The 22,219-nt window shown below is 42.0% G+C and carries 20 protein-coding genes and 1 pseudogene; 5 read left to right on the forward strand and 16 right to left on the reverse strand.

The genetic code is table 11. From position 1 onward, the window contains the following. The first annotated feature begins 146 nt into the window (after nucleotides 1–146). The 5 genes from GOM46_RS06045 to GOM46_RS06065 all read left to right on the forward strand — a co-directional run bounded on the left by GOM46_RS06045 (nucleotide 147) and on the right by GOM46_RS06065 (nucleotide 4,013). A complete protein-coding gene (locus tag GOM46_RS06045; protein WP_006149882.1) occupies nucleotides 147–869 on the forward strand; it encodes a metal ABC transporter ATP-binding protein in 723 nt (240 codons plus the stop codon). Further along, a complete protein-coding gene (locus GOM46_RS06050) occupies nucleotides 866–1,714 on the forward strand; it encodes a metal ABC transporter permease (protein WP_006149796.1) in 849 nt (282 codons plus the stop codon). The genes GOM46_RS06045 and GOM46_RS06050 overlap by 4 nt, the downstream gene beginning before the upstream one ends. 27 nt (nucleotides 1,715–1,741) lie before the next feature. Continuing rightward, a complete protein-coding gene (locus GOM46_RS06055; RefSeq protein ID WP_006149938.1) occupies nucleotides 1,742–2,671 on the forward strand; it encodes a metal ABC transporter substrate-binding protein in 930 nt (309 codons plus the stop codon). Nucleotides 2,672–2,791: 120 nt separating this feature from the next. Then, nucleotides 2,792–3,286 (forward strand): thiol peroxidase, encoded by a 495-nt coding sequence (gene tpx / locus GOM46_RS06060; RefSeq protein ID WP_006149874.1) that lies wholly within the window; start codon nucleotides 2,792–2,794, stop codon nucleotides 3,284–3,286. Between the two features lie 76 nt (nucleotides 3,287–3,362). Next, nucleotides 3,363–4,013: a metal-dependent transcriptional regulator gene (locus tag GOM46_RS06065; RefSeq protein ID WP_235083331.1), complete on the forward strand. Its 651-nt coding sequence runs from the start codon at nucleotides 3,363–3,365 to the stop codon at nucleotides 4,011–4,013. A gap of 41 nt (nucleotides 4,014–4,054) precedes the next feature. On the opposite strand, the gene dtd is transcribed toward GOM46_RS06065, so the two are convergent. The 16 genes and pseudogenes from dtd to GOM46_RS06145 all read right to left on the reverse strand — a co-directional run. Beyond that, nucleotides 4,055–4,498: a D-aminoacyl-tRNA deacylase gene (gene dtd / locus GOM46_RS06070; protein WP_235083332.1), complete on the reverse strand. Its 444-nt coding sequence runs from the start codon at nucleotides 4,496–4,498 to the stop codon at nucleotides 4,055–4,057. Nucleotides 4,499–4,527: 29 nt separating this feature from the next. Next, nucleotides 4,528–6,744, reverse strand: a complete 2,217-nt coding sequence (locus GOM46_RS06075) for a RelA/SpoT family protein (RefSeq protein ID WP_006149891.1) — start codon at nucleotides 6,742–6,744, stop codon at nucleotides 4,528–4,530. A gap of 127 nt (nucleotides 6,745–6,871) precedes the next feature. Further along, nucleotides 6,872–8,002: an ABC transporter ATP-binding protein gene (locus tag GOM46_RS06080; protein ID WP_235083333.1), complete on the reverse strand. Its 1,131-nt coding sequence runs from the start codon at nucleotides 8,000–8,002 to the stop codon at nucleotides 6,872–6,874. A gap of 112 nt (nucleotides 8,003–8,114) precedes the next feature. Further along, nucleotides 8,115–8,984, reverse strand: coding sequence for a helix-turn-helix domain-containing protein (locus tag GOM46_RS06085; RefSeq protein ID WP_006149875.1), 870 nt, complete (start codon nucleotides 8,982–8,984; stop codon nucleotides 8,115–8,117). A gap of 3 nt (nucleotides 8,985–8,987) precedes the next feature. Continuing rightward, nucleotides 8,988–9,374 carry a Mini-ribonuclease 3 gene (locus GOM46_RS06090; protein ID WP_006148900.1) on the reverse strand — a complete coding sequence of 129 codons (387 nt, stop codon included), beginning with the start codon at nucleotides 9,372–9,374 and terminating at the stop codon, nucleotides 8,988–8,990. Further along, complete coding sequence (gene cysS / locus GOM46_RS06095) at nucleotides 9,367–10,710, reverse strand: cysteine--tRNA ligase (RefSeq protein WP_235083334.1); 1,344 nt, start codon at nucleotides 10,708–10,710, stop codon at nucleotides 9,367–9,369. The genes GOM46_RS06090 and cysS overlap by 8 nt, the downstream gene beginning before the upstream one ends. Nucleotides 10,711–10,753: 43 nt before the next feature. Continuing rightward, nucleotides 10,754–11,515 carry a nucleoside phosphorylase gene (locus GOM46_RS06100; RefSeq protein ID WP_235083335.1) on the reverse strand — a complete coding sequence of 254 codons (762 nt, stop codon included), beginning with the start codon at nucleotides 11,513–11,515 and terminating at the stop codon, nucleotides 10,754–10,756. 34 nt (nucleotides 11,516–11,549) lie between these two features. After that, on the reverse strand, nucleotides 11,550–12,167 hold the full coding sequence (cysE, locus tag GOM46_RS06105) for a serine O-acetyltransferase (RefSeq protein ID WP_235083336.1): 618 nt from the start codon (nucleotides 12,165–12,167) through the stop codon (nucleotides 11,550–11,552). A 14-nt stretch (nucleotides 12,168–12,181) separates the two neighbouring features. Continuing rightward, on the reverse strand, nucleotides 12,182–14,404 hold the full coding sequence (pnp, locus tag GOM46_RS06110; protein WP_235083337.1) for a polyribonucleotide nucleotidyltransferase: 2,223 nt from the start codon (nucleotides 14,402–14,404) through the stop codon (nucleotides 12,182–12,184). Between the two features lie 355 nt (nucleotides 14,405–14,759). Continuing rightward, nucleotides 14,760–15,626: a methylenetetrahydrofolate reductase [NAD(P)H] gene (gene metF / locus GOM46_RS06115; protein ID WP_235083338.1), complete on the reverse strand. Its 867-nt coding sequence runs from the start codon at nucleotides 15,624–15,626 to the stop codon at nucleotides 14,760–14,762. A gap of 62 nt (nucleotides 15,627–15,688) precedes the next feature. Beyond that, nucleotides 15,689–17,938 (reverse strand): 5-methyltetrahydropteroyltriglutamate--homocysteine S-methyltransferase, encoded by a 2,250-nt coding sequence (metE, locus tag GOM46_RS06120; RefSeq protein WP_235083339.1) that lies wholly within the window; start codon nucleotides 17,936–17,938, stop codon nucleotides 15,689–15,691. A 259-nt stretch (nucleotides 17,939–18,197) separates the two neighbouring features. Continuing rightward, nucleotides 18,198–18,491, reverse strand: coding sequence for a helix-turn-helix domain-containing protein (locus tag GOM46_RS06125; protein ID WP_235083340.1), 294 nt, complete (start codon nucleotides 18,489–18,491; stop codon nucleotides 18,198–18,200). Between the two features lie 184 nt (nucleotides 18,492–18,675). Further along, nucleotides 18,676–19,041 carry a TIGR02328 family protein gene (locus GOM46_RS06130; RefSeq protein ID WP_235083341.1) on the reverse strand — a complete coding sequence of 122 codons (366 nt, stop codon included), beginning with the start codon at nucleotides 19,039–19,041 and terminating at the stop codon, nucleotides 18,676–18,678. Next, complete coding sequence (locus tag GOM46_RS06135; protein ID WP_235083342.1) at nucleotides 19,025–19,429, reverse strand: YbgA family protein; 405 nt, start codon at nucleotides 19,427–19,429, stop codon at nucleotides 19,025–19,027. Before GOM46_RS06135 ends, GOM46_RS06130 begins: the two co-directional genes overlap by 17 nt. Before the next feature lie 81 nt (nucleotides 19,430–19,510). Further along, the gene (locus GOM46_RS06140; RefSeq protein ID WP_235083343.1) at nucleotides 19,511–21,112 is read right to left on the reverse strand and encodes a type I restriction-modification system subunit M; all 1,602 of its coding nucleotides are present in this window, start codon (nucleotides 21,110–21,112) and stop codon (nucleotides 19,511–19,513) included. Nucleotides 21,113–21,316: 204 nt separating this feature from the next. Next, a pseudogene (locus GOM46_RS06145) lies at nucleotides 21,317–22,213 on the reverse strand (HAD family hydrolase); the annotation flags it as partial. Nucleotides 22,214–22,219 lie beyond the last annotated feature (6 nt).

Below are 22,219 nucleotides of genomic sequence, written 5' to 3' on the forward strand. Positions count from 1 at the left end.
TAGCTTAGCAAAATTCCCTGGGGAATGCAATTAAAAATGCCTTCTCCTCCTATTTGATTTCATTATTAATATTTTAATTTTTACCAAAATTAACTTGACTTAAAAATAAAATTAAGGTATATTAAAATAAGGAGGAATACAACTGTATGATACGTATCGAAAACCTCAGTGTCTCCTACAAAGAAACTTTGGCACTAAAGGATATTTCACTAGTGCTCCAAGGACCAACGATTACCGGGATTATTGGTCCAAACGGCGCTGGAAAATCAACCTTATTAAAAAGTATGCTGGGCATTATCCCACATGAAGGACATGCTTTTATCGACGATAAAGAAATGAACAAATCTCTTAAGAAAATTGCCTATGTCGAGCAAAAAATTCATATCGACTACAACTTTCCTATCAAGGTAAAAGAATGTGTCTCTCTGGGACTCTACCCATCCATCCCACTCTTTCACACTTTAAAAGCAAACCACTGGAAAAAGGTAGCTGAAGCACTCGAAATCGTAGGTCTTTCTGACTATGCAGATCGTCAGATTAGTCAACTATCTGGAGGACAATTCCAGCGTGTTTTAATTGCCCGCTGTCTAGTTCAAGAGGCTGACTATATTCTCTTAGACGAGCCCTTTGTTGGGATTGACTCAGTCAGTGAAGAAATTATCATGAACACGCTGAGAGATCTTAAAAAGGCTGGTAAGACGGTTCTTATCGTCCACCACGATCTCGGTAAGGTTCCCCATTATTTTGACCAGGTACTCCTTCTCAACAAGGAGCTAATAGCCCTAGGTCCTACCAAGGAAACATTTACCAAAGCCAATCTCAAACAAGCTTATGGTGACCGACTCTTTTTCAATGGAGGTGACCTATGATTGGAGAATTTATAGATGGATTGCAGAATTTCCACTTTCTACAAAATGCCTTGATTACAGCAGTTGTCATCGGTGTTGTAGCCGGAGCTGTTGGCTGCTTTATCATTCTACGTGGGATGTCTCTCATGGGCGATGCCATCTCGCACGCTGTTTTACCTGGTGTAGCTCTTTCTTTTATTTTAGGAATTGACTTCTTTATCGGGGCTATTATCTTTGGACTACTTGCTTCTGTCATCATCACCTACATCAAGGGGAATTCTATCATCAAGAGCGACACTGCCATAGGGATTACATTTTCTTCCTTCTTGGCTCTGGGTATCATCCTGATTAGTGTGGCTAAAAGCTCGACTGACCTCTTCCATATCCTCTTTGGGAATATCTTAGCTGTGCAAGACTTAGACATGTATATTACCATCGGTGTGGGAGCTCTCATTCTATTGATTATCGGAATTTTCTTCAAACAACTCTTGATTACATCCTTTGATGAACTCCTAGCCAAGGCTATGGGCATGCCAGTTAATTTCTACCACTATCTACTCATGGTACTCTTGACTCTGGTGTCAGTGACTGCTATGCAAAGTGTCGGGACCATCCTTATCGTAGCCATGCTGATTACCCCAGCTTCGACAGCTTATCTTTACGCTAATAGTCTTAAGAGCATGATTTTTCTTTCATCAGGCTTGGGAGCTCTAGCTTCTGTCTTGGGACTTTTTATCGGTTATAGCTTTAACTTGGCTGCAGGTTCAAGTATCGTGCTGACATCTGCCAGTTTCTTTCTTATCAGTTTCTTTATCGCACCAAAACAACGCTATCTGAAGCTGAAAAATAAAAAAATCAAACAATAACGAGGGAATCCCCTCTGGAGGAATCTAATGAAAAAATTAGGTGCATTGCTGGTTCTTTGCCTTTCTGTCATTGCTCTTGTAGCATGTTCTACTGGAAAGAAAGATGCAGCTTCTGGACAAAAATTAAAAGTCGTTGCTACAAACTCAATTATCGCTGATATCACTAAAAATATCGCTGGAGATAAGATTGATCTTCATAGTATCGTGCCTGTTGGACAAGATCCACACGAGTACGAACCTCTTCCTGAAGACGTCAAGAAAACGTCTCAAGCCGACTTAATATTCTACAACGGCATCAACCTTGAAACAGGTGGAAATGCCTGGTTTACAAAATTAGTTGAGAATGCTAAGAAGACCGAAAACAAGGACTACTTTGCTGTCAGTGAAGGCGTTGATGTCATCTACCTAGAAGGCCAAAATGAAAAAGGGAAAGAAGACCCACATGCCTGGCTCAACCTTGAAAATGGGATTATTTATGCGCAAAACATTGCTAAGCAACTAATCGCTAAAGACCCTAACAACAAGGAATTCTACGAAAAGAATCTCAAAGAATACACTGAAAAACTAGACAAGCTTGACAAGGAAGCCAAAGAGAAATTTAACGCTATTGATGCTGACAAGAAACTCATCGTAACCAGCGAAGGATGCTTCAAATACTTCTCTAAAGCTTACGGTGTCCCAAGTGCTTACATCTGGGAAATCAATACTGAAGAAGAAGGAACACCTGACCAAATCAAGACTTTGGTTGAAAAACTTCGCCAAATGAAAGTTCCATCACTCTTTGTTGAATCCAGTGTCGATGATCGTCCAATGAAGACTGTTTCTAAAGACACAAACATCCCAATCTATGCTCAAATCTTTACTGACTCAATCGCTGAAGAAGGTAAAGAAGGCGATAGCTACTACAACATGATGAAATATAACCTTGACAAGATTGCTGAAGGTTTGTCTAAATAATTATTTTAAAAACGTCAGTCACCACGAATTGGCGTTTTTTATCTATTTAAATTTCGGTCAAATTATTGGAAGAGTCTGAACATTTAATGTAAAATGAAAGAAAAAAGATTGGAGTAGCTTATGACTACATTCCTTGGAAATCCTGTAACTTTTACAGGAAAACAACTACAAGTAGGAGACAAGGCTCTTGACTTCTCTCTAACAACAACTGACCTTTCTAAAAAATCACTGGCTGACTTTGATGGTAAGAAAAAGATTTTGAGTGTCATTCCTTCTATTGACACCGGCATCTGCTCACTTCAGACTCGTCGATTTAACCAAGAATTGGCCAGCTTAGAAAACACTGTTGTCCTCACTGTTTCTATGGATCTTCCATTCGCTCAAAAACGTTGGTGTGGGGCAGAAGGAATTGAAAATGCTATCATGCTTTCAGACTACTTCGACCACTCCTTTGGACGAGATTACGCCCTCTTAATCAATGAATGGCATCTGCTCGCACGCGCGGTTTTTGTTCTCGATACTGACAATATCATACGCTATGTAGAGTACGTGGATAATATCAACAGCGAACCAAACTTTGAAGCAGCCATCGAAGCAGCTAAGTCTCTTAACTAAAGTAACAAGGCAATAAGCTAGAGAAATCTAGCTTTTTTTGGTATACTAGATACAGATAATAGACAAGGAAATGCGAATGACACCAAATAAAGAAGACTATTTGAAATGTATTTATGAGATTGGCATGGAATTTCCGAAGGTTACCAATAAGGAAATTGCTGCTCGAATGCAGGTATCTCCTCCAGCTGTAACCGAGATGATCAAGCGCATGCAAGCTGAAAATCTCATTCTTAAAGACAAGAAAAAAGGCTATTTAGTCACTGATATTGGTTTAAAACTGGTCTCTGAGCTGTATCGTAAACATCGCTTGATTGAGGTTTTCCTGGTACATCATTTAGACTATACCAGTGATCAGATTCATGAGGAAGCTGAAGTATTAGAACATACCGTTTCAGACTTTTTTGTGGAAAGATTAGAAAGTATGCTAGGATTTCCAAAAACCTGTCCACATGGTGGAACCATACCAGCTAAGGGAGAGCTTTTAGTGGAAATCAATAACCTTCCTCTGGCGGAAACTAAAGAAGCTGGAACTTATCTTCTGACTCGGGTTCATGATAGCTTTGACCTCCTCAAATATCTGGAAAAACATGACATCAATATCGGAGACAAGCTTCAAGTTCAACAGTTTGATGACTTCTCTAACACCTTTACTTTGATTCATAAAAATGAAGAACTCTTGGTAAGTCTAGAAATCGCCAAACAGCTCTATGTTGAAAAACTGAACTAAATACGTCACAAAAAAACCAAGCATACAAGCTTGGTTTTTTCTTATCTATTTTTAGTATCTAGGATAATGGTGACTGGGCCATCATTGACCAGTCCCACCTGCATATCTGCTCCAAAAACTCCCGTCTCAACAGGAACTTCCTTGGCTAGCTTTTGGTTAAATTCTTGATAGAAGGCCTCAGCCATATCCGGTTTGGCTGCACCTGTAAAGGCTGGACGATTTCCTTTTTTGGTATCCGCAAACAGAGTAAACTGTGAGATGGAGAGAATTTCTCCTTGGATATCCTTGACAGATAGGTTCATCTTGCCTTCGGCATCTGAGAAAATCCGCATATTGACAAGTTTTTTAACTGCATAATCCAAATCTTCTTGCTGGTCTTCAGGTCCAACACCCACTAAGAGCAGGAGCCCCTGTTTGATCTGACCATGAATTCGCCCATCAATAGAAACCTGAGCTTCCTTGACGCGCTGAACGATAATTCTCATAGAAATCCTTTCTGACTATCTCAACCAATTTAGCCGTTGGTACGTTTGACTGAATAGACTTCTGGTACACTCTTAATCTTATCAACCACAGTTGTCAACATTGAAAGGTTAGAAATCCCAAAGGATACATGGATATTAGCAAATTTCATATCCTTGGTTGGTTGGGCATTAACTGACGAGATATTCTTAGTTGTATTGGATAGGACTTGCAAGATATCATTCAAAAGACCAGAACGGTTGAGTCCATAGATATCGATATGAGCCATATATTCCTTGCTTGAGAATTGGTCTTCCCATTCAACATCTAGCAAACGTTGCTCATAGTTTTCCTGTGAACGAAGGTTCATACAGTCCACACGATGGATGGCAACACCACGACCTTTGGTAATATAACCAACGATATCATCACCTGGAACAGGGTTACAACATTTAGCAATCCGGACCAAGAGCCCAGAAGCACCTTGGATGACAACTCCACCCTCATGCTTCACCTTAAGCGTATCCTTGTTCTCTACTTTTACTTCGCCACCCTTGACCAGTTCTTCTGCTTCTGCCTTAGCCTTGGCACGCTCTTCTTCACGACGTTCTTTTTCCGTCAAACGGTTAAAGACGGTAATGGCTCCGATTTCTCCAAAACCAATGGCTGCAAAAAGGGCTTCTTCTGTCTTGTAGCTGGTTTTTTGAAGGACTTCATCCATGTGGCGCTTGTCCATGAATTTATTAGCCACATAGCCATTTTCTTGGAGCTGACTAATCAGCATTTCACGGCCTTTATTGATGGACAATTCTTTATCTTGGTTTTTAAAGAACTGACGAATTTTGTTACGGGCCTTGCTGGTTTTAACCATGTTGAGCCAGTCACGGCTTGGTCCAAATGAATTTGGATTGGTGATGATTTCAACCTGGTCACCCGTTTTTAACTTAGTCGTCAACGGAACCATACGGCCATTAACCTTGGCACCAGTTGCTTTTTCCCCGATCTTTGTATGAATCTCATAAGCAAAGTCAATCGGTCCAGAATCCTTTGGAAGAGAACGAACCGCTCCATCTGGAGTAAAGACATAAATCTCCTCAGCCAGATAGTTTTCTTTGACAGTATCTACAAATTCCTTGGCATCATCCGCCTGGTCTTGGAGTTCCATCATCTCCTTGATCCAGTTCATCCCGATAGCAGATTCCTTGCTATTAACCTGACCTTTGATTCCTTTTTTGTAGGCCCAGTGAGCCGCAACCCCGTACTCAGCAACCTCGTGCATTTCCTTGGTACGAATCTGGAACTCAATCGGCCCTTTTGGTCCATAAACAGTCGTATGGATAGACTGGTAACCATTGGCCTTACGATTGGCAATATAATCCTTGAAACGGCCTGGCATTGGTTTCCATAGTTCATGAACGTAACCCAACATGGCGTAAACATCACTCTGAGTGTCTAAGATACAGCGAATGGCAATCAGGTCATAGATTTCCTCAAATCGTTTTTTCTTGTCCTGCATCTTGCGATAGATAGAGTAGATATGCTTTGGACGGCCATAGATTTTTCCTGTAAGGTGGCGCTCAGATGAATATTCCTCAAGCTTCGTCACAACTTCATCGACCAAGGCTTCACGTTCTTGACGTTTTTCCTTCATCATGTGACTAATCTTGTAAAATTCAGTTGGATTGAGATAGCGGAAAGAGAGATCTTCCAGTTCCCACTTCACACTTGAAATCCCCAAACGATGAGCAAGTGGTGCATAGATTTCCATTGTTTCTCTAGAAATACGCTCTTGCTTGTCCTTACGAAGATGCTTGAGAGTGCGCATATTGTGCAGGCGGTCAGAGAGTTTTACCAAGATAACACGGATATCCTCAGACATGGCCATGAGCATCTTGCGGTGATTCTCGGCCAATTGCTCCTCAAAAGATTTATACTCGACCTTACCAAGTTTGGTAACACCGTCTACAATCACTCGAACATCATGTCCAAACTCACGCTCTAAGTCATCCAAAGTAGCATCTGTGTCTTCTACCACGTCATGCAAAAAACCACAGGCAACAGTGACAGCGTCCAGCTTGAGCTTGGCTAAAATACCTGCTACCTGAATAGGGTGGATAATGTAGGGCTCGCCCGATTTACGATACTGCCCACTATGACATTCTACAGCGTAAACCAAGGCCTTGTGTACAAAAGCCACATCTTCTTTCGATAAATATTGTTGCGTTAAAGCGACGACTTCATCGCCTGAATAAATTACTTCTTTTGGCATGCATACTCTCCAGTTCTTCCTACCATTTTAACACTTTTTGGTCAATATGAAAACTAGAAGAACCTAGAGCTTTATAAGAAAAACACTGCTAGAAAATTTCTAGCAGTGTTTGATCATTTCTTATATCTTAGTAAACTGTTTTTTCAGTTTCTACATCGAAGAAGTGTGCTTTGTTTAGGTCAAATCCAAGTTCAACTGTTGCACCTGCTTGCAAGTAGTCACGTGCATCAACTTTAGCAACGAATTCATCTTTACCAACTTGGCAGTATAGGTGAGATTCTGAACCAAGCAATTCTGATACAGAGATAGTTGCTTTCACAACTGATTCTGGGAATGTTTCAAGGAAAGCAGGTTCTGCGTTCACGTCTTCTGGACGGATACCGAAGATCAATTCTTTACCTTCGTAACCTTTTTCACGAAGAACTTTCAAAGCACCTTCTGGAACTTTCAAGTTAAAGGCGTCACCAACGATGTGGTCACCGATCAATTTTACGTTGATGAAGTTCATAGCTGGGCTTCCGATGAATCCTGCTACGAATTTGTTAACTGGGTTTTTGTAAACTTCTTGAGGAGTACCGATTTGTTCAACACGTCCGATAGTACCAGTACCAGCAGGGTTTTTAGTAGCTGACATGATAACGATACGGTCTGCAAGTGTCATCGCTTCAGTTTGGTCGTGAGTTACGTAGATAGTTGTAGCTCCAATACGACGGTGGATTTTAGCGATTTCAGCACGCATTGATACACGAAGTTTTGCGTCCAAGTTTGACAAAGGCTCGTCCATCAAGAACACTTTTGCATCACGGACGATGGCACGACCCATGGCAACACGTTGACGTTGACCACCTGAAAGGTCAGCTGGTTTACGATCCAAGAATTCTTTCAAACCAAGAATTTCTGCTGCTTCTTGTACACGTTTGTCGATGTCTTCTTTGCTGTATTTACGCAATTTCAAACCGAAAGCCATGTTATCGTATACAGTCATGTGTGGGTAAAGAGCGTAGTTTTGGAATACCATGGCAATGTCACGGTCTTTTGGAGCTACGTCGTTGACAACCACACCATCGATAGATGCAGTACCTTCTGTGATGTCTTCAAGACCGGCAATCATACGAAGAGTAGTTGATTTACCACATCCTGAAGGTCCTACGAAAACGATAAATTCTTTGTCTTTGATGTCCAAGTTGAAGTCTTCAACTGAGTAGTGTTCGCTATTTGGATATTTTTTGTAAATGTTTTGAAGATTTAATTCTACCATTTCGGTGAACTCCTTTTAATTTTGATAGTTTTATTATAAATGAAAACGCTTTACATTTCTATGGCAAGGTGACCAAAAAAATAAAAAAGTTCTGTGCAACTTGCACAAAACTTTAAATAATATCTGGTAAAATCAACTGATAACACAAGGTCAAATCTGTCAATTCTTTCAACTGAAGCCCCGTCAATTCTTCCCATTTATCAATCTTGTATTGGAGAGAATTGCGGTGCAAATAGAGTTGCTGGGCTGTTTTAGTCAGGACTGCACTGTTTTCCCATAGTGAGAGAATGATTTCCTGAATCTGATCCTGATCCAAAATCATTTGGTGTAGATATTCTTTGATAAGACCTAAATCCACCATTCTTTCACCGACACTCCAAAGGTAAAGTTGAGAAAACGTATGGAATCCTTGATGGCCTTGACGCCACCAGTTCTTAAACAAGTCACGTTCTGCTTTGATCAAGTCTGGCAGCGCCTGATGGCCAGTTTGTGACCATACCTGACCAAGCATGATGGACAAACGCACCCCAAAGTCGTATTCTACGGCTTCCAAGGTATCCATCAAGATTGAGCGAACTGAGGTATACTTGTCCTGTTGGAGAACAAAAAGGTAATCCTGAGCTCCAACCTGAAGCACTGTCTCGCAATTAGGAAAGAGGGTTTTCATCATATCCAACCAAGAAATCAAGTTCTCCTGTTGATAATAAGAAAGGTGACAATAAACAATCTGTAGCTTTTTAAAGCTCTGCGGGGCTTGTCCCTTGCCCTCAATCAAATAGCTATGCCAGGGATTTAAAGAGATAGTTTGTTCTTGCTGAGTTAAGAGAGCCACCAACTGTTTCTCACGTTCACTAAGTCCAGCTTCCTCTAGTAAAACCCACTGATTTGAGGATACTGGAAGCGTCAGATAGCCTTCCTTGTCGACTGGTTGGTCTACGATTTGAGCTTGTGGAAACCAATCTAGTAATTCTTTTGCAATCATTTCCTAGCCCTCCACTTTTTGAATACACCAAGAAATCAAGGTTTCTAGGCGCTCCACATTTTCGGTCATATGAAGATAACCCATGACCGCTTCAAATCCCGTAGACATGCGATAGGTCACCACATCCGCATTTTTTGCCTTGGTATGACTATTGGTATTGCGACCCCGTTTGTAGATTTCTTCCTCTTTTTCCGTTAGGACTTCTTCTTCCAACATGAGGGAAATCAAGCGAGCCTGAGCCCTGGCCGACACATACTTGGTTGCCTCTTGGTGGAGTTTATTGGGTTTGGTCATGCCTTTGAGGATGAGATGGCGACGGATATACATAGAATAAACCGCATCACCTTCAAAGGCTAGAGCAATCCCGTTAATGAGATTGACATCAATCACGAGTCCACCTCACTCCATCCTTTGTATCAAGCAACTTAATCCCTTGTGCTGCTAGTTGGTCACGGATTTGGTCTGCTGTCGCAAAGTCACGATTGGCACGCGCTTCTTGGCGTTTTTGAATCAAAGCTTCAATCTCTTCATCCAAAACTTCCTCAACAAAGACAACTCCAAAGACTTCCAACATGGCTGCAAGAGTTTCCTTAACACTTGCATCATAGTTACCTGAGTTGATCCATTTGGCCATTTCAAAGACAACTGTGATTCCATTAGCTGTATTGAAATCCTCATCCATTGCTGCTACAAACTTATCTTTAAAAGCTTGCAACTCCCCCGCATCTACAGTCCCAGTAAATGGTTGTTCATAGGTGTTTTTTAGATACTTGAGATTGGTCTCGGCATCACGCACTGCTTTTTCTGTAAAGTTGATAGGTTTGCGGTAGTGTTGAGTCGCAAAGAAGAAACGTAGTACTTGCCCATCGATCGTTTCGAGGGCATCGTGTACTGTAATGAAGTTCCCCAAAGACTTAGACATCTTGACATTGTCGATATTGACAAAACCATTGTGCATCCAGTAATTGGCGAAGGTCTTACCTGTCTTGGCTTCTGACTGGGCAATTTCGTTGGTGTGGTGTGGAAACTCAAGGTCAGCACCACCACCGTGAATATCGATGGTATCTCCTAAAATCTCAGTTGACATGACTGAACACTCGATGTGCCAGCCTGGGCGACCTGATCCCCATGGGCTATCCCAAGAAATCTCACCTGGTTTAGCAGCTTTCCAGAGGGCAAAGTCGACTGGATTTTCCTTGCGAGCCGTTTCTTCATCTGTGCGACCTGAAGCTCCTAACTCCAAGTCTTCCAAGGTTTTATTGGCCAACTTAGCATAGTTGTGGGATTTTTCTACACGGAAATAGACATCCCCTTGACTCTCATAGGCAAAGCCTTTTTCGATCAAATCTTCCACAAAGCGGATGATATCAGACATAAACTCTACAACACGTGGATGGCGAGTTGCAGGCTTCACTCCAAGAGCCGTCACGTCTTCACGAAAAGCCGCGATATACTTGTCCGCTACTTCCTGAGGTGTGATGCCTTCTTCCTTAGCACGATTGATAATCTTATCATCCACATCCGTAAAGTTAGAAATATAGGCAACCTCATAGCCACGATACTCAAAGTAGCGACGAATGGTATCGAAGGCTACTGTCGAACGGGCATTCCCAACGTGGATATAATTGTATACAGTTGGCCCACAGACATACATCTTAACCTTGCCGTCCTCGATTGGGACAAATTCTCGCAAATCACGAGACATAGTGTCATAGATTTTAATCACTCACTGACTCCTTTCTCTTTCTTGTTTATCGTAAAGAGTAGTTTCAATCCAGCTCTCTGGCAATTACTAAGGCTATCTCAAAGAAAGTCATAGCATCTGCTTTTCTTTCTTCGCGTCTGGCATCCCACTCATGATTATGATGGTCGACATAGTCAGCTGTATAGAAAAATTGATAGACCTTGGCTTGTCGATATTGGGCCCAGGCCATGATAGCCGAAGCTTCCATATCTACAACTCTAGCTCCTGCTTCAAGTCTTCGTTTGACCTTAGCAGCTGTCTCACGATAGAAGGCATCTGTGGTCCAAGACTTTGTTCGAATATGCTCAACACCAGCTTTATCCAAGGCGTTTTCCATAGTTAAGAGTAGAGATCGCTCATAGGCTATTTCATCACTTGCTGGAGCATAGTGATAACTAGTACCTTCATCACGTAAAGCCGAACTTGGTAGGATAATCTTATCTGCTTGAATAGACCGGTCTAGAACTCCGCAAGATCCCAAAACAATAAAGTTCTTAAATCCTCTTGCTTTTAGTTCTTCTAAGAGTCCAACAACCATTGGAGCTCCAATAGTAGCCATAGAAACTGCTACCTTACTCCCATCTTTTTCATAGATATACCATGGCAGTTTGCCATTTAGATTGGTAAGATAGCCACCTTCGTAGACACCATCTATCTGCTTTACTCGTTCAAGGATTTCTCCATTAAAAGACAAGATAATGGTATCACAAACTTCTCCACCACTAAGGAGGCTTCGATCAGTTGGCTCGATAACAGCAGGTACATTTTCAAATTCTTCTAATAGCATCGACCTAACCTCCTAATTAACGAATCACTTCTCCTTACAGCCCAGACGACCTGTGACTAGCATCTCTTGCCTGCTCAAGTTTATTGACGTAGTATTCACGTTTTTCTTCGACTTCATGAATGGTGGGTTCATCCTTTTGTCCATGTACTCGAACAATCTTGGCAGGAATACCGACAACCGTCACATCGCTAGGTACATCTGCCACAACGACCGCTGCAGCACCGACCTTGGCATTTTCACCGATTTCAACGGGTCCGATAACTTGGGCATGAGCCGATATGAGAGCTCCCTTTCGAACGGTCGGATGGCGTTTGCCACTATCCTTACCTGTCCCACCAAGGGTTACCCCATGATAAAGGAGAACACCTTTTTCAACGATAGATGTCTCCCCAATCACAAGTCCTGCTCCATGGTCAATAAAGACACCTGATTCGATCTGAGCTCCAGGGTGAATCTCTATCTGCGTCCAAAAACGCCAAAACTGGCTGTGCATACGAGCTAAAAGCTTAAAGCCATGTTTCCAGAGAAAATGAGAGAGACGGTGGGCAGCCAAGGCTTTCACACCAGGATAGGTCAAAAGAACCTCCAAAGTGGTGCGAGCCGCTGGATCATTTTCTTTTACGATATCAATGGTTTCACGCCACCATCCCATACATTTCTCCTTTCTTATTCTGAGTCTTTTGGTGTTTCTGTAGTTTCTTTCTTAGGTTTGTGATCCTTGTGGTGGTGACGAGGACGATCGCCATGACGATGACCTTTATCCCCTTTTTCTTCTGAACGTTCAGGTTTTGGTGGACGTGGCAAGAGTGCCTTCATAGAAGCATCTACACGACCTTTTTCATCGATCTTGATAATCTTAACATCCACAAAATCACCAATTTGAACTAAATCTTCTACATTATTGGTACGTGTCCAAGCCATTTCAGAGATGTGTACGAGGGCATCTGTCTTGTCAAAGAGGTTGACAAAGGCACCGAATTTCTCGATACGAACCACTTTGGCATGGTAAACTTCATCCACCTTCGCTTCACGAACCAAACCAGCAATGATTTCTTTGGTACGGTTAATAGCAGCTTGATCGCTAGAGTAGATAGATACGTTACCTTCTTCGTCGATATCAATCTTAACGCCTGTTTCAGCGATGATCTTATCAATGGTTTCTCCACCCTTACCGATGACAATCTTAATCTTGTCCACATCAATCTTAATAGTATCAATTTTCGGTGCAGTTGGAGCCAATTCTGGACGAACTTCTGGAATCGTTGCTTCAATCACGTCAAGGATTTCAAAACGAGCTTTCTTGGCTTGAGCAAGAGCCTCAGTCAAGATTTCTGCAGTGATTCCTTGGATCTTGATATCCATTTGAAGGGCTGTAATACCGTCACGCGTTCCTGCAACCTTAAAGTCCATATCTCCAAAGTGGTCTTCCAAACCTTGGATATCGGTCAATACGGTGTAGTTGTTTCCATCTGAGATGAGACCCATTGCAATACCAGCCACTGGTGCCTTGATTGGCACACCACCAGCCATAAGGGCAAGTGTTCCCGCACAGATAGATGCTTGAGATGAAGAACCGTTTGATTCCAAGACTTCTGCTACCAAACGAATCGCATATGGGAATTCTTCCAAGCTTGGCAATACTTGCGCAAGAGCACGCTCACCAAGGGCACCGTGACCAATTTCACGACGACCAGGCGCACCGTAACGTCCAGTTTCACCAACGGAATATTGTGGGAAGTTGTAGTGGTGCATAAAGCGTTTCTTGTACTCTGGATCCAAGCCATCGATGATTTGCGTTTCACCCATTGGCGCTAAAGTCAAGATAGAAAGAGCCTGAGTTTGTCCACGCGTAAAGAGACCTGAACCGTGTACGCGAGGAAGGAAGTCAACAACCGCATCCAAAGGACGGATTTCATCGACCTTACGACCGTCAGGACGAACCTTGTCTTCTGTGATCAAACGGCGCACTTCTGCGTGTTCCATTTGTTCCAAGATTTCAGCCACATCACGCATGATACGGTCAAATTCTTCGTGGTCTGCATATTTTTCTTCGTAAACTGCTGTAACTTGGTCTTTGACTGCTTGAGTTGCAGCTTCACGCGCCAATTTTTCTTCAACTTGAACAGCTTTTTGAAGGTCGCTGTTGTAGGCTGCGATAATTTCAGCTTGCAATTCAGCATCCACATGAAGCAATTCTACTTCTGCTTTTTCTTTACCAACTGCCACAACGATTTCTTCTTGGAAGGCAATCAATTCTTTAACGGCTTCGTGTCCTTTGAGAAGAGCTTCCAACATGATTTCTTCTGACAATTCTTTGGCACCAGACTCTACCATGTTGATAGCATGCTTAGTACCAGCTACTGTCAATTCAAGAAGCGATTGCTCTGCTTGTTCTTGCGTTGGGTTGATGATGATTTGGCCATCAACATAGCCTACTTGTACCCCAGCGATTGGTCCGTCAAATGGAATATCTGAGATAGAAAGTGCCAATGATGAACCAAACATAGCTGCCATTGGTGCAGATGCATTTTCATCATAAGAAAGGACTGTATTGATGACCTGCACTTCGTTACGGAAACCTTCCGCAAACATAGGACGGATGGGACGGTCAATCAAACGTGCTGTCAAGGTCGCATCAGTTGAAGGACGTCCTTCACGTTTCATAAAGCCACCAGGAAATTTCCCAGCCGCATACATTTTTTCTTCGTAGTTGACTTGAAGTGGGAAGAAATCACCAGTTGCCATCTTCTTAGACATAACGGCAGCAGTCAAGACAGTTGACTCACCGTAACGAACGACAACAGCGCCATTTGCTTGCTTAGCAACCTGACCAGTCTCTACGATTAACTCACGACCCGCAAAAGTCGTTTGAAACACTTGTTTTGTCATTTTAATCCCCTTTGGATTGATAAAATTATACGCCTTGCCTACAAAAATCAGGATACAAAGGGCGTGAAGAATCCCGTATGAAAATAGGAGATTGACGCAGTGTGCCACGCACACCAGGAAATCTATCTTTTTCACTAGGGATTTAGCCCATGTTCAACTCCGAAATTATTTTAGATCTGATTCTTTAACTTACATCTCTTTGACATAAGATTAAGACTGCTTAAATATCGTTTATACCCTCATCTTTGTATCAAGTACGTACAGAGTCTATTTTATCATATTTTTCTTAAAAAGTGCGGGCTTTTCTACAAAAAAAGAACCATTCTTCTCACCAGAAAAGAATGGTCTGCTTGTTTTATTTTACAGGCTGATGGTTGAACAAGGCATGAGTTGCTTGATGGATATACTGAGCCGTTTCTGCATTGTTCATAGTGTAGAGATGCACACCAGCTACGTCTTGCGTTACCAAGTCCACGATTTGGTCTACGGCATAGGCAAGTCCTGCTGCTCTGAGTGACTCAGGGTCATTCTCATACTTGTCCAAGATAGCCTTAAACTTCCGCGGAAGATGGATATTCTCACAAGTCTTCAAAAGACGAAGCGCTTGGTTACGGTTAAGAATTGGCATGATCCCTGCATGAATAGGAACATCAATCCCAGCCAAGGTACATTTGTCTTGGAAATCGTAGAAACGCTCATTGTCAAAGAAAAGTTGCGTTACTAAACTAGAGCATCCTGCATCCACTTTTTTCTTGAGATTTTGGATATCTGAGATTTGGTTTGGCGAATCTGGGTGCCCTTCAGGATAACAAGCACCAATGATATCAAAGTGTGGTGCCTGCTCCTTGATGAACTCAATCAAGTCTGTCGCATAACGGAAATCCTTCTGTGGCTCAACACCTGGAATGATATCTCCACGAAGAGCCAAAATCTTCTGTACTCCAACCTTATCCAAATCTGCAATGGTCTCAGCCACCTTATCCTTAGTCAAGTAGATAGCTGGCAAGTGAGCAATGGTCTTAATATTCAAGTCATTTTGAATATAGTCAGCCAAACGAACCGTCGTCTCTTTGATATTAAATTTATTATTACTTGCAGTCACACTGATAAAGTGTGGTGCTAAATCCTGCATATTTTGGAGTGCAGAAATAATTTTATCATTGCCTACTTCTGGGTTTGGAGGGAAAACTTCAAATGAGAGGGACGGTGTTTGACGTGACATATGTATGAACCTTTTCTAGTTGATTTCTTACTGATTAACCGTGTAGGGAGAATTGTCTTTTCTTACAATTTCTCACGCGCAGCTTTCGCAGCTTCTACAAGACGGATCAAGCTTTCTTTAGTTTCTGGGATACCACGTGTTTTCAAACCACAGTCAGGGTTGATCCATACTTTCTTGCTTGGAACTTTTGCAAGGATGGCTTCGATTGTGTGGTCGATTTCGCCTTCATTAGGCACACGAGGAGAGTGGATATCGTAAACTCCAGGACCCACTTCTGTCTGGAAGTTTTGAGCTTTGAGTTCATCCAAGATTTCAAGGTTTGAACGGCTAGCTTCAAATGAGATAACATCCGCATCCATGTTGTCGATAGCTTTGATGATATCTGTAAATTCTGAGTAACACATGTGAGTGTGGATTTGAGTATCTGGCGCTACTGTTGAGTGTACCAAGCGGAAGGCTGGAATAGCCCAATCAAGGTAGTCTTCGTACCAGTCGCTACGACGGAGTGGCAATTTCTCACGAAGAGCAGCCTCGTCGATTTGGATGATTTTCACGCCTGCAGCTTCAAGGTCAAGAACTTCATCCTTGATTGCAAGAGCGATTTGAAGAGTCGAATCCTTGATAGAGAGGTCTTCACGTGGGAATGACCAGTTAAGGATTGTAACAGGTCCAGTCAACATACCTTTAACAGGTTTGTCTGTACGGCTTTGTGCGTAGCTAGACCATTTAACAGTGATTGGGTTGAGACGAGTAACATCGCCCCAGATGATTGGTGGTTTCACCCCACGCATACCGTATGATTGTACCCAACCGTTCTTAGAGAAGAGGTAACCTGACAAGTTTTGACCGAAGTACTCAACCATGTCATTACGCTCGAATTCACCGTGTACAAGCACGTCAAATCCAACTTCTTCTTGCCATTTAATCCATTCGTCGATTTGCTCTGCCAAGAACTTGTCATAGTCTTCTGCTGACAACTCACCCTTACGGAAGGCCAAACGTTTAGCACGAACTTCCTTAGTTTGAGGGAATGAACCGATAGTTGTTGTTGGAAGAGCTGGAAGTTTGAAAGCATCTTCTTGGATAGCTTCACGCTCAGCAAAGGCTGGTAAACGAGTGTAGTCTGCGTCTGTCAATCCAGCGATACGAGAACGAAGTTCAGCATTTTCACCAACTCGCTCAGTCGCAAAGAGTTCTTTGTTAGTTGCAAGAGCTTCTGCACCTTGACCGTTGCGGATAGCATCCAAGTCACGGATTTCATCCAATTTTTCTACTGCAAAAGCAAAGTGGTTCAAGATAGCTGGTTCAAAGTCTTCATTTGCTGTTGTAAAAGGCACGTGAAGAAGTGAACATGAGCTTGTCAAAACGATGTTTTCAGCTGGGATTTGCTCAAGAATAGCCAAGCTCTTTTCGTAGTTGTTGCGCCAGATGTTCTTACCATTGACAATACCCGCATAAAGAGTCTTGTCAGCTGGGAATCCGCCTTTAACGAGTTCAAGAGTTTTCTTACCTTCAACGAAGTCAAGACCGATCGCATCTACTGGCAATTTCACAAGGTCAGCGTAAACGTCACGAACGTCTCCAAAGTAAGTTTGAAGCAAGACTTCAAGACCTTTTTTATCAGTCAAGAGTTTGTTGTAGATGTTCAAGAATAGGGCTTTTTCTTCTTCTGTCAAGTCTTTGACAAGAGCAGCTTCGTCGAGTTGGATACGAGTTGCACCAAGTTCAGCCAATTTCGCAAAAACATCTTGGTAAGCAGCTACTAAGCTATCCACGAAATCTTCTGCTTTCACACCTTCTTCAAAGTCTGACAATTGAAGGAAAGTGAATGGACCTACAAGGACAGGACGAGTGTTAAGACCCAATTCTTTAGCTTCTTGGAACTCATCGAAAATCTTGTGACCAGCCAATTTTACTTTAGTGTCTTTTTCAAATTTTGGAACGATGTAGTGGTAGTTTGTGTTGAACCATTTCTTCATCGGAAGGGCACGAACATCCCCTTTTTCTCCTTGGTAACCACGTCCCAAAGCAAAGTAGCGTTCAAGGTCAGACAAGTCCAAGTTTTGTACTGAAGCAGGAACTACGTTGAAAAGGAAGGCAGCATCAAGGAAGTTGTCGTAGTGAGAAAAGTCATTTGATGGGATTTCAGTGATGCCTTTTTCTTTGACGATATTCCAGTGTTTTGCACGCAATTCTTTAGCCGCAGCCAAGAGTTCTTCTTCTGAGATTTCTTTTCTAAAGTATTTTTCAGTTGTAAATTTTAATTCGCGGAATTCACCCAAACGTGGGAATCCGATAATAGTAGTTGACATGTTTTGTCCTCCAAAAATTGTTGTTGAAACTATCTTAACAGAAAAGAAACTGTCTGTATAATTGTAAAAAATTAGGCTTTGATATAGTTTGAAACTATATCTCGATTCAAAAGACAAAAAAAGATTTGGAGAAGATTCCCCAAATCCTTTGATAGATAACGGTTCACTGACTTTTTAAATATCTACGTTCAGAACAAAATATCAACAAATCGAAAGCTACCTATGGCTTGTTATTAGAAAAGACTATAGGCACTGATTCTCAACTATTTTCCTGTTCAAGCGGTACAACCTCTAGTGTCTTGCCTAAACTGGCTAAAACTTTTAAGACGGTATCTAACTGTGGACTCGTCTTCCCTGTTTCCATCCTGGCTATGACAGGCTGACTCACTCCACTGAGTTCTTCTAGCTTTTTCTGACTAATTCCTTGCGCACGTCTAGCTTCAATCAGTTCACTCATGATAGCCACTCGCATATCACTTTCAAGGATTTCCTCCTTGGTGAAGAGTTGAGACCGGACATCCTTCCAGTTACTTCCAATGGCTCTATTTTTCATCACTTAACCCTCTTTCTTTTAAGTCCTTCAGTTCACGCTTGGCTTTTTTAAAATTATAACTTAAAAGTTATTAAAAGTAAATCCAAATATTTATAAAAAGAAGACCTTAGAAAATTCTAAAGGTCTCATTTTTATTATTCGAAAAATTACGAAAAGAGTTATATATTGGAGAACATCCTGACTCTTACTCCAGCTCTATCCCCTTGTCACGAAGATTAGCCAGACACTCCTCATAGTAGGCATGGTCATGCTCACTATAGATAGGACTTTTCAGCTTTTCCTCTGCTAAGTCTTGATAAGGAGGGCAGGTCTTGCCACGGTAGTTCTTGTCCAGCCACTCCGGACTTATCTTGTAGCCACGGCTAGTCATCTCATCCATGATCAAGCAATGATAGGCATAGAGACGATAGGGCGAGTGGGTAAAGACATAGTCCACTGTCGCATGCTTTCTGCCCCAGCCATTGCCACGAAGGGCGCAACACTCCCGATGTTGCCCCAAAAGCTGAGGACGGGGAAGTTGTGAAATCAAAGTCTCATGCCAAAGTCTCATGGGAGTCTCCTTTCAGCAAGCTAGAATGTTGCAGATAGCTATTTGGGTAACGCTCAAGCAAATCTCTCGTCTTAGCAATCAAGTCTTGCTTGGAAGCTTGACCAAAGCGGTAGCGATCCAGCAAGAGCATATAGTCTTTGCGTTCGTCAAGGCTGGCTTGCTTTTTAAAATAGCCCCAAATATGCTGAAAGGCGTTGCAAACTTGACCCCTGTGTTCTGGAATCTTGCAGGCATGGTCAATCATCTCTTGAACCTGACTCACCTCCACCACTTCTTGCTTGAGATACTGGCGAATGTCCTTGTAAATATTACTAGAATGGCTCAAAACAAGGTATTTATTTTCCGCCCAGAGTTGCTGACAAAGGGCACGTTGGTTGTTAGTTTCCATATTTCTCCTAACTTTCTACTAGTTCCCAGGAAATACGGAAACAAAGTTATATCTATAAAATGAGCGAATCAATTGGCTCCATCACCCTTTAAAGTTTTTCAAAAACTCTTTGAGCTCGGCATCAGCTTCTGGTGTGGTTCCGTGGAGTTGACCGAGCATTTCAAGTAGAGAAGCTGTTTGGCTTTCGATCGCTTTATTAGTCTCATTAATCTTGCTGACGATTTCTGTCAGTGGCTCGACTTCTTCTTCCTCAAAGGTGTCTACATAACGAGGGATATTGAGATTGTAGTCATTTTCGACGATTTCTTCATAGCTTGCAAGATGAGCAAACTTATCCATCTCCTCACGAGACTTGTAGGCTTCCAGAATCTTCTCGATATGAGCATCCGTCATGATATTCTGGTTTTTACCCTTATCAAACTCCTTAGAAGCATCGATAAAGTAAACATCACGATTGGTACGGTTCTTCTTGAGAATGATGACCGTGGTCGGAATGCTGGTATTAAAGAAGATATTGGCAGGTAGACCGATAACCGTATCAATGGCCCCTTCTTCTAATAAGGCCTTACGAATGGTTCCTTCCGCATTACCACGGAAGAGAACACCATGGGGAAGGACGATAGCCATGACCCCATTATCCTGCTTGAGGTGGTAATATCCATGCAATAGAAAGGCAAAGTCAGCCTTGGACTGAGGCGCCAGTTTCCCAAAAGGAGAGAAACGAGGATCATTCAGGAAGCCAGAGCTTGCTGACCACTTGGCAGAGTATGGAGGGTTCATGAGAACCCCATCAAAGTTGGTCGGTTCTTGTGTCGGCCAGTCTTCGTCTAGTGTATCAGCATTGTGGAGAAATTGATTCTCAACTGGAACACCGTGTAGAATCATGTTCATCCGAGCTAGGTTATAGGTCGAGGTATTGAGTTCCTGACCAAAGTAGACCACCGTCTGCGGTTTGTGAGAGTATTTCTTGGCATTGAGCAAGAGAGAGCCAGAACCCATAGTCGCATCATAGAGGGTAAAACCTTGCTGATCTTCACGACCCAAAAAGGCAATCTGAGTCATGAGTTTGGCAACAGGCTGAGGTGTATAAAACTCACCAGCTTTCTTACCTGAGTCGGTCGCAAATTGACCGATCAGATACTCATAGGCATCCCCAAGCATATCACCAGCATGACCAGCCACATCTAGCACAGCCAACTCTTTCATGACCGCTGCTACCGTTTGGTTTTGCTTTTGCGGAGTAGCCCCTAGCTTTTTAGAGTAGAGGTCGATATCTTCAAAGAGATTTTCATAGAGGTCGTCACTCTGCTCGATATCACGAAAACCTTGAGCCAAGTCTTCCAACTGGAAAGTCCCTTCATTGACACGCGCTACCAGAGCCGTAAAGGTCAGGTCGGGCTTGATGATATAGTTGAGCTCATCATTCATGACAGAGACTAGATCCTCATGGGTATCCGCATCCTCGTAGTAGTTGCGATAGACCTCAAGGGCATCCTCAAGACTATCTGTCCCCTCTTCCATGGTCTCCGCCACGAAAAAGAGCATCTTGTCTGACAGATACTTATAAAAGACCATGCCCAAAAGATAGGACTTGTAGTCGTTGGCATCCATCTTAGAGCGGAGAACATCCGCTGAGTTCCACAGAGCTTGGTAGAGCGACTGGGAAGTTTGTGTTGTTTCCATAATGTTTCTTTCTAATTTTTGCAATTATTTTTAAACAAGCAATCATTTATAACCAATCACTTCTCTTTCTACCGTTTGAATCAAGTCCAAAGGAATATCAGAAATAGGAAGTTGATAAACGATGTTTTTCGAGGGTTATAAAATCCAGATTTTCGATAGAAAGGAAATCAGAGCCTTTTGAAACAATTACCTTAGTTTTGGATTTCTTTTTCGCTTTCTTGAGTGTGCTTCAAGTTTATTAGCATTTTTCTTGTTTTCTAATAGTTCATTATAAGCTGTCTTTTTAATAATCGTTTTGATTAGATTATCAAGTTCTGTATTTTCTGAGTAGTCAGCTGGAACAAAATAATCAATACGATTATCCTGAGTCATTTTGTGAACTTTCTTTCTGTCATTGGTTTTTGGATTGAATACACCGATAGAGTAGCCACCTCTTGTTTTGACTAGCTTCATACATGGAATATCTGTATCACTATCCCCTAAATAGACCATATTTCTAAAAGGAACTCGTAAATCACTTTCAGCAACAAAATCGTTCACTGCATCGTCATTGACATCTAAAATACCTTTGGTAATTCTAAAAAGAAATTGAGTCTTGTTGGTGTAGTTAACAACTTGAGCAGGCCAGACCGCGACACCCTTTTCATCACAATAAAAGGAAGTCGCATAAATTTTCTTAAAAGCACCATTTTTAGCTATTGAAGTCCCCTCTATCATTTCTTTCAAACCAGATGAAATAATATAGTGCTCAACAATAACTCCGTTTTCTTCACCGTACTTTCGAATGCGTTCAAACCAGCTTTCGACTCCTGGAAAAAGTTCAACCACTGAACCAAACTTGGCTAACTCTGTTTTTGTAAATAGGACTTTCCCTTCAGATTCTGTTTTCATCGTAAACATATAGGCAAGGTTCTTGTCCATATTATTAGCCTTGGCAAAACCATTGGATTTCTTCCAAAATTCACTGATTTCATACCCAAGCTTCTGTATAAATCCTTGGGCTTGCATATCATCAGGAGACAGGGTTTTATCAAAATCATAGCAAATTGCTACTACAGGTTTTTGTTCTTTCTTTAGCGTTTCTGATTTTACTTTTGACATTTTACT

It is taken from the genome of Streptococcus infantis (genome assembly GCF_021497965.1).
GTDB classification, from domain to species: Bacteria; Bacillota; Bacilli; order Lactobacillales; family Streptococcaceae; genus Streptococcus; species Streptococcus infantis_B.